We start from the raw sequence: 1,384 nt of genomic DNA on the forward strand, positions 1-1,384 counted from the left end.
TGATGGCTTAGTCAAAATCGCGCGACTAAATTAACCAAATCTTGAACATGTTTCACACTGGTGTTATTAATTTGTTACAGGTCAAGGAGGCGTTTATGGAACACGATCTAAAATCCGCACTAATCATTGTCGTCAGTGTTTTCGCAGTGCTTTTGTCGTTCGGAATTATTGCGATTACGACGGCCTAACAATAAGCATCAGAAAACTGGCGTGAGCCGATGATACGTAACAGCGGTATAATCACCGAAAGCCATACAGAGCTCGATATAGAAGTTTATGAGCACTTTAGACATGGCAAAACTGCTCTAGTCACACAAGGAGGAGGGCAGCGAGGGATTTTTACCGCTGGAGTGTTGGATGCACTACTCCTTTCTAATTTCGATCCTTTCGATGAGTTTTACGGCACTTCTGCCGGTGCTCTAAACCTTTGCTCGTATTTATGTCGTCAACATGGCATGGGTAAAGCGTTCATTACCGAACTGACTACTTCTCCTGAGTTTTTTAATCTTTTCCGCTACATTCGTAAGCAACAATACTTGAGTCTTGAGTGGGCGCTAGAAAGAATCCAAGATTTTCCTTACAAACTTGATCTCGATTTAGGGCGTAAGACCTTGGCTGGAAGAGGAGCGTTTGCAGCCGTTACGAACGTGGAAAATTTATCCGATCAGTATTTGCCGATTCTTGGGGATGATTGGTTCCACACCATGCTAGCCACTTGTGCGATTCCTAAGTTGTACCATGGCCCTGTCGATGTAAATGGGCAAAAGTTTGTGGATGGTGGTGTATCAGCCTCGATTCCGGTTCAAGAAGCGTGGCGACAAAATGCGCGCAACATTATTGTGATTCGCACAGAACCCTTCTCTGAGATAGAGGCGAGGGCGCAAAGTGAAATCGGAGACGTGCCAGTAGAATGGTATCGCGAATCCATAAACTCGGTGCAGCAATCTTGGCAACAAAAAGTCAGCCAATGGAAGTCTGACTGGACGTCTTTCTTCCAACAAAAAATTAATACTGCGCACCAGTCTAAGTTAACTGGGAAAATGCTTCTCAACGGTGGTCGTTGGTTATTTGGTGCTGATAATTTGTATCGATTAAGCCATTTGATTGGTGAGAATTTTGATTCTGGCTTGGCCGATATGCTGATGATTCACTATCAGACCTTTGAGCTAACGCAGGCGTTTTTATCAAACCCACCGGACGACACGTTTATTTTGCAAATTGCGCCCAAAGAGGGCTTGAAATCTTCTTCACTCCTGAGTGAACCAGAAGCGTTAGAACATGATTATCAATTGGGCTTGCAAGCCGGGTTTAATCTGGTTCAGTTGTACGATCAACTGAATATGGATCTTGAAGGTCGAGAAAGCGCTTGAGCTAGCGTAAGTCA

Annotated in this window: 2 protein-coding genes; both read left to right on the forward strand. The window is 44.3% G+C overall.

Annotated elements, in window-relative coordinates; all coding sequences use genetic code 11:
• Nucleotides 1-95 precede the first annotated feature (95 nt).
• On the forward strand, nucleotides 96-188 hold the full coding sequence (locus R7O12_RS24920) for a YnhF family membrane protein (protein ID WP_005494575.1): 93 nt from the start codon (nucleotides 96-98) through the stop codon (nucleotides 186-188).
• Nucleotides 189-218: 30 nt separating this feature from the next.
• Nucleotides 219-1,370: a patatin family protein gene (locus tag R7O12_RS24925; protein WP_005453952.1), complete on the forward strand. Its 1,152-nt coding sequence runs from the start codon at nucleotides 219-221 to the stop codon at nucleotides 1,368-1,370.
• Nucleotides 1,371-1,384: the final 14 nt, after the last annotated feature.

The organism is Vibrio sp. Vb1574 (genome assembly GCF_033338675.1).

Bases quoted from the DNA above. Each gene is read 5' to 3' on its own strand.
- R7O12_RS24920 (WP_005494575.1), top strand. From the start codon at position 96: ATGGAACACGATCTAAAATCCGCACTAATCATTGTCGTCAGTGTTTTC.
- R7O12_RS24925 (WP_005453952.1), top strand. From the start codon at position 219: ATGATACGTAACAGCGGTATAATCACCGAAAGCCATACAGAGCTCGAT.